A 6901-nucleotide genomic window follows, 5' to 3' on the forward strand; every position below is an offset into this window, starting at 1 on the left:
GGCAGGCTACTCGGCGGGAATTCCCGGCTCCGACGGCGCATCCGACGGCGGCTCGGGCTCGGAAGCGGGCACCGGCTCAGGCGGCCGATCAGGCGCCGGTCGTGGAACCGGGGCGCACGATCATCAGCACCACGACCACCGCCCAGAGCAGATTGAAGACACCGGTGAGCCCGGACAGCCGGGCGGCGGAGCGCGCCATGTCGCCGCCCTCCCCCTTCTCGGACGCCTCGATCATCCGCTCCTGTCCGGGCAGGATCGCCAGCGCCAGGATCGCGGCGGCGATCGCCGTCAAGGCCATCGACACGATGAGCCAGGCGTCGGTGAGGACGCCGAGCTGCGCGCCGGTGGCGATCCCGAACACCGGGACGGCGACCCCGACGACCGCGTAGACGGCGCAGATCCGGTGGAGCAGCGTGACAGCGCCGGAGGAGCGCCCCTCCTCCCCGGCACGGCGCGCGTAGGACGGGAACATCGACGCCGCGACGGCGATCGGCCCGACCACCAGGATCGAGGCGAGGACATGGACGGACAGCAGCAGCTTGGTCACCGCGGGGCCCTTCGGGAAGCATCTGAATAAGTTGGCTGCCAATAGGTACCACGCCAATGTGTTTCATAGGTAGGCTGGCTACTCATGAAGACAGACGCGGTGCGTGGGCACCTCGACGGACTGTTGCTGGCCGTGCTCGAACCCGGTCCGCTGCACGGCTACGCGATCATCGCGGCGGTCCAGCAGCGGAGCGAGGGCGCGCTCCAGCTCCGTACGGGCACGATCTATCCGGCCCTGAACAGGCTTGAGCGGCTCGGACTGCTCGGCAGCAGCTGGGAGTCCGTCGGCGAACGGCGGCGGCGCTGCTACCGGCTGACCGACGCCGGGCGCGGCAGCCTGGAGAGCGAACGGACGGCATGGCGCGAGTTCACGACGGCGATCGGCTCCGTCCTGAACCCGGCCGCCACCGCCCCGGCGCCGAGGCCCGCCACATGAACGACGCGAACGGCACGGGCACCGCAACCCGTGACCCGGTGGCGGCCCACGTCGCGACTCTGTCCGCCGCTCTGTACGGCCCGGTCCGGGCCAAGTCCCGGATGCTCCAGGAAATACGGGACGGGCTCACCGACACGGTGGAGGCACACACCCGCGACGGTCTGCCCCACGACGAGGCCGCCCGCCTGGCGGTGCGGGAGTTCGGCACCCCCGAGGAGCTGGCGCCGAGCTGCCAGCGGGAGTTGACCATCGCGCAGACCCGGCGGACCGCCCTGTCCGTCGCCCTCACCGTCCCGCTCCTGATCGCCTGCTGGCATCTGATCTGGACCGCGGGGCAGGGCTGGCAGCTCCAGCACACGGGGCAACTCCTCGCCGTCCAGCTGGCGGCCGTCGCGGCCGTCGCCGCGCTGCTCGCCGCGGCGGCGCTCGCCGCCACCGGAGCGCCGGCGCGACGGCTGCGGACACCGGAGCGGCTGCCGCTGGCGGTCGCCTGGGCCGGCACGACGGCGGGTGTGGCGATGGTGGTCGCCACCCTCGCGCTGGCCGTGCTGTCGCCACTGACCACGAACTGGCCGCTGGTCACGCTCGCGGCCATGGTCACGGCCCTCTCGCACGGCGTGGTGGCCTCCTCCGCCCGCGCCTGCCGCCGCTGCGCACGCCTGCCGGTGACGTAGGCGGACGCGGGCGCGGGGCGGCGGGCGGTTCGGTCCGGGGCCGGGTCCGCTCCGGTTCAGGGATGATCCGCCCGTCCGTCCGCGTTGCAGCGCACAGACAACAAGAGGTGGGAGGCGGAGCGGTGCACGGTGAGTACAAGGTGCCCGGCGGCAAGCTCGTCGTCGTGGATCTGGACGCACGGGACGGCGTACTGCGGGACGTACGGGTCTCCGGGGACTTCTTCCTGGAGCCGGACGAGGCGATCCATGACATCGACCGGGCGCTCGAAGGCGCGCCCGCCGATCTCGACGCGGTCTCCCTGGCCGCCCGTATCCAGACGGCGCTGCCGCCCGGCACGCAGATGTACGGGCTGACGAGTGACGGCGTCGGCATCGCCGTGCGGCGCGCGCTGGCCCACGCGACCGACTGGACGGACTACGACTGGCAGCTCGTCCACATGGAGCCGCAGCCGCCCGCGCTGCACATGGCCCTGGACGAGGTCCTGACACACGAGGTCGCGGCGGGCCGCCGCGCACCGACCCTGCGGGTCTGGGAGTGGGCCTCCCCCGCCGTGGTCATCGGCAGCTTCCAGTCGCTGCGCAACGAGGTCGCCCCGGAGGCGGCGGAGCGGCACGGCGTGACGGTCGTCCGGCGGATCTCGGGCGGCGGCGCCATGTTCATCGAGCCCGGCAACACCATCACGTACTCGCTGTCCGTCCCCGACGCCCTCGTACAGGGCCTGACGTTCGCCGACAGCTACGCGTATCTGGACGACTGGGTACTCGGCGCGCTGGGCGACATGGGGGTCAAGGCCTGGTACCAGCCGCTCAACGACATCGCCACCGAGGCGGGCAAGATCGCGGGCGCGGCGCAGAAGCGGGTGGTGGGCGGCGGAGCCGTACTGCACCACGTGACGATGGCGTACGACATCGACGCCGACAAGATGCTCCAGGTCCTGCGCATCGGCAAGGAGAAGCTCTCCGACAAGGGCACGCGCAGCGCGGCGAAGCGGGTGGATCCGCTGCGCCGCCAGACGGGGCTGCCGCGCGAGGCGGTCATCGAGCGGATGATCGGGTCCTTCCGGGGCCGGTACGGCCTGACGGAGGGCAAGGTCACCGACGAGGAGATGGCGCGGGCACACGAACTGGCCGCGACGAAGTTCGGCACACCGGAGTGGACGGCCCGCGTGCCGTAGCCGGTCCCCCGCGCGGACCCCGGGCCTTGTCCGGCACATGGCGCCGTCCGCCTGCGGGGCGGGGCCGGCGGCGGCCGGTGCGTGCGATCGCAAGACGGGAGGCCGGACTCGCGTACCGGGCGTACTCGGCCGGCCGGCGACCACTCGGCGAGGTGCCGTGCCGGCCTCGCGGGCCGGGCGGGATGTGTCCGACACGGCCCAGGGTCCGCGCCGTGCGCCCGGCCCGGCCGGCCTCGCGGTGGTCGTCACCGCGCGGCGGCCGTCGGGCGCGCCCCGCAGCGGCTCAGGAGTTGAGTGCGGGGATGATCTCGGAGCCGTACGTGTCGATCGTCGTCTCCTTCGCGTCGTGCATGTTGTAGACGGCGAACTGGTCGACGCCCAGGGCCCGCAGCGTCCTCAGCTTCTCGATGTGCGCCTCGGCCGGGCCCAGCAGGCAGAAGCGGTCCACGATGTCGTCGGGCACGAAGTCCGTCGACGGGTTCCCGGCGCGGCCGTGGTGGCTGTAGTCGTACCCCTCGCGCTGTTTGATGTACGTGGTGAGGGCGTCGGGCACCAGGTCGGAGTGCTCGCCGTAGCGGCTCACCAGATCGGCGACGTGGTTGCCGACCATTCCGCCGAACCACCGGCACTGGTCGCGCGCGTGCGCCAGGTCGTCGCCGACATAGGCGGGGGCGGCGACGCAGATGGTGACGGAGTCCGGGTCGCGTCCCGCGTCGGAGGCGGCCGTACGGACGGCGTCGACCATGGTCTCGGTGAGATAGGGGTCGGCGAGCTGGAGGATGAAGCCGTCGGCCTTCGCGCCGGCCATGGCCAGGGCCTTCGGCCCGTACGCGGCCATCCACACCGGCAGCTTCCCGTCCCGTACCCAGGGCAGCCGGATCGGGTTGCCGTCCACCGACGCCTCGCGCCCCTCGGCGAGTTCGCGGATGACGTCGATCGCCTCGCCGAGCCGCGCGAGCGTGTTGGGCGGGCGGCCGGCGACCCGCATCGCGGAGTCGCCGCGGCCGATGCCGCACACGGTGCGGTTGCCGTACATCTCGTTGAGCGTGGCGAAGGTGGACGCGGTCACCTCCCAGGTGCGGGTGCCCGGGTTGGTGACCATCGGCCCGACGATCAGTTCGGTGGTGTGTTCGAGGATGCGGCTGTAGATGACGAACGGCTCCTGCCACAGCACGGCGGAGTCGAAGGTCCAGCCGTACCGGAAGCCGTTGCGCTCGGCGCGCCGCATGAGACCGACGACCGCCGAGGCCGGCGGGTCGGTCTGGAGGACGAGTCCGAAGTCCATGGCGGGGCCACTCCCAACTTTCAGGTGAGGTACTGACAGGTGGAGCGGGGGGTGTAACTGCCGTGCCCCGGGCGCCCGGTGTACTTGCGGCCGTCGATGACGACCTCGCCGCGGGACAGTACGGTCTCGACCTGTCCGGTGATCCGCTTGCCCTCGTACACCGAGTAGTCGACGTCCATGTGGTGCGTCTGGGCGGACAGGGTCTGCTCGGCGTTCGGGTCGTAGATGACGATGTCGGCGTCGGCGCCCGGCGCGATGGTGCCCTTCTTGGGATAGAGGCCGAACATCCTGGCCGGGCTCGCGCAGGCGATCTCGATCCAGCGGCGCCGGGTGATGTGCCCGTCGACGACGGCCTGGTGGAGGAGGTCCATCCGGTGCTCGACGCCCGGAAGACCGTTGGGGATCTTGGAGAAGTCGCCGCGGCCCATCTCCTTCTGCCCGTTGAAGCAGAACGGGCAGTGGTCGGTGGAGACGACCTGGAGGTCGTTGGTGCGCAGTCCGCGCCAGAGTGCGGACTGGTGTTCGCGGGGCCGCAGCGGGGTCGAGCAGACGTACTTGGCGCCCTCGAAGTCCGGCTCGGCGAGGTTGTCGGTGGACAGGAAGAGGTACTGCGGGCAGGTCTCGCCGAAGACCGGAAGTCCCTTGTCGCGGGCGGCGGCCAGCTCGGCGACGGCCTCCTCGGCGGACACGTGCACGACGTACAGGGGCGCGTCGGCGACGCGGGCGAGCTGGATCGCCCGGTGTGTCGCCTCGGCCTCCAGCAGGACCTTGCGGACCTCGCCGTGGTGGCGGGGGTCGGTGCGTCCGGCGGCGAGGGCCTGCTCGACGAGGACGTCGATGGCGATGCCGTTCTCGGCGTGCATCATGATCAACCCCCCGTTGTGGGAGGCGCGTTGCATCGCGCGCAGGATCTTGCCGTCGTCGCTGTAGAAGACGCCGGGGTAGGCCATGAACAGCTTGAAGGAGGTGATGCCCTCCTGGACGAGGAGGTCCATCTCCTTGAGGGAGTCCTCGTTGACGTCCGCGAGGATCATGTGGAAGCCGTAGTCGATGGCGCAGTTGCCGTCCGCCTTGGCGTACCAGGCGTCGAGCCCTTCGCGCAGCGCCTGGCCGGGTGACTGGATGGCGAAGTCCACGATGGTGGTGGTGCCGCCCCAGGCGGCGGCGCGGGTGCCGGTCTCGAAGGTGTCGGCGGCGAAGGTCCCGCCGAACGGCATCTCCATGTGCGTGTGGCCGTCGACACCGCCCGGGATGACGTACTTGCCGGTGGCGTCGATGACCCGGTCCGCGGTCCAACTCGCGGCGACATCGGAGCCGTTGGCGGCGAGTGCGACGACACGGCCGTCCTCGGTCAGCACATCGGCGTGGACCTCGTCTGCGGCGGTGATGACCAGACCGCCCCGGACGAGCGTGCGTTTACTCATGACTTGGCCTCCGTGACAGGACGGAACGTGAACATGAACGTGACGTTGCTGAGGCGGGCGGTATACGGCGGGGCGGCGGACGGTGACGGGCGGCGGACGGCGACTAGACGCTGTCCAGGGCACGTTCGAGGATCGCCGCGCCCTCCTCGGCCTCCGCGACCGTGAGGGACAGCGGCGGGGCGACGCGCAGCACGCTGGTGTCGTGCCCGCCTCCCTTGCCGATCAGCAGGCCGCCCTCGCGGGCCGCCTCGGTCACCGCCGCGGCGGCTTCCGGATTCGCCTCGTCGGTGCCCGGCTTCACGAGTTCGATGCCGATCATCAGGCCGCGTCCGCGCACCTCCCGTACGGCGGGAACGCCGGCGCCCGCGGCGCGCAGCCGCTCGATCAGCAGACCGCCGACGCGGCGCGCGTTGCCGGGGAGGTCGTGCTCCAGCAGGTACCCGAGGTTGGCGACGCCCGCCGCCATCGTGACCGGGCTGCCGCCGAAGGTCGAAATGGAGTTGGTGTCCAGGCAGTTCATGATCTCGGCGCGGGCTACGACACCACCGATGGACATGCCGTTGCCGATGCCCTTGGCGAAGGTGAGGATGTCCGGCGGCCCGCTCGAAGCGTGCGCCTGCCAGCCCCAGAAGTGTTCGCCGGTGCGGCCCCAGCCGGTCTGCACCTCGTCGCTGATCCACAGGATGCCGTGCCGGTTGAGGACTTCGCGGAACGCGGCGTACAGACCGTCCGGCGGGGAGGTGAATCCGCCGACGCCCTGGATCGGCTCGGCGATCAGCGCGGCGGGCGCGCGGACGTGCCCGAGCAGGTCCTCCAGGTCGGCGACGCACGCGGCGATGAAGTCCGTGTCGGACAGGTGCGCGTACGGGCCCCGGGTGCGGACGCCGCCGTGCACGTACAGCGTCTGGAGCGGCGAGAGGCTCGTCGGGGACCAGCCGCTGTTGCCGGTGACGGACACCGCCGAGAAGGACCGGCCGTGGTAGCTGTTGCGCATCGCGAGGATCTGGTTGGAGCGGCGGTACGCGGTCGCGAGGAGCAGGGCCGTGTCGTTGGCCTCCGTACCGGAGGTGGTGACGAAGACCCGCGCGTCCGGGATGCCGGAGAGGGCGGCGACGCGCTCGGCGAACTCCACCATCGGGCGGTTGAGATAGAGGGTGGACGAGTGGATGATCCGCCCGGCCTGCTCGGCGACCGCCTTGGTGACCTCGGGCAGGGCGTGGGCGGTCATGGTGGTGAGGATGCCGCCGAAGAAGTCGAGGTAGCGGTTGCCTTCGGCGTCCCAGACGTGACGGCCCTCGCCGTGGGTGAGTTCGATGGGCCGCCGGTAGTAGAGGGCCAGCCAGTCGGGCAGGACGGCGCGG

At 71.5% G+C, this 6901-nt stretch carries 7 protein-coding genes; 3 read left to right on the plus strand and 4 right to left on the minus strand.

Annotation, left to right across the window (positions count from 1 at the left end; all coding sequences use genetic code 11):
* Positions 1-88: 88 nt before the first annotated feature.
* Entirely contained in the window at positions 89-547 is a 459-nt protein-coding gene (locus GXP76_RS32690; RefSeq protein ID WP_242575243.1) for a DUF2269 family protein, read from the minus strand.
* 84 nt (positions 548-631) lie between these two features.
* Between GXP76_RS32690 and GXP76_RS32695 the strand changes: the two genes are divergently transcribed.
* From GXP76_RS32695 to GXP76_RS32705, 3 genes are all read left to right on the plus strand, one after another.
* A complete protein-coding gene (locus GXP76_RS32695) occupies positions 632-982 on the plus strand; it encodes a helix-turn-helix transcriptional regulator (protein WP_242575244.1) in 351 nt (116 codons plus the stop codon).
* Entirely contained in the window at positions 979-1656 is a 678-nt protein-coding gene (locus GXP76_RS32700) for a permease prefix domain 1-containing protein (protein WP_242575245.1), read from the plus strand. Before GXP76_RS32695 ends, GXP76_RS32700 begins: the two co-directional genes overlap by 4 nt.
* A gap of 122 nt (positions 1657-1778) precedes the next feature.
* Positions 1779-2831 (plus strand): biotin/lipoate A/B protein ligase family protein, encoded by a 1053-nt coding sequence (locus tag GXP76_RS32705; RefSeq protein WP_242575249.1) that lies wholly within the window; start codon positions 1779-1781, stop codon positions 2829-2831.
* Positions 2832-3114: 283 nt separating this feature from the next.
* Here the strand turns inward: GXP76_RS32705 and GXP76_RS32710 are convergent, their stop codons facing one another.
* From GXP76_RS32710 to GXP76_RS32720, 3 genes are all read right to left on the minus strand, one after another.
* Positions 3115-4116, minus strand: coding sequence for a TIGR03842 family LLM class F420-dependent oxidoreductase (locus tag GXP76_RS32710; RefSeq protein ID WP_242575246.1), 1002 nt, complete (start codon positions 4114-4116; stop codon positions 3115-3117).
* Between the two features lie 20 nt (positions 4117-4136).
* The gene (hydA, locus tag GXP76_RS32715) at positions 4137-5540 is read right to left on the minus strand and encodes a dihydropyrimidinase (RefSeq protein WP_242575247.1); all 1404 of its coding nucleotides are present in this window, start codon (positions 5538-5540) and stop codon (positions 4137-4139) included.
* 103 nt (positions 5541-5643) lie between these two features.
* The coding region (locus tag GXP76_RS32720; RefSeq protein ID WP_242575248.1) for an aspartate aminotransferase family protein at positions 5644-6901 on the minus strand (1258 nt) is incomplete at its 5' end.

The organism is Streptomyces sp. NP-1717 (assembly GCF_022695985.1).
In the GTDB taxonomy this organism is placed as follows: domain Bacteria; phylum Actinomycetota; class Actinomycetes; order Streptomycetales; family Streptomycetaceae; genus Streptomyces.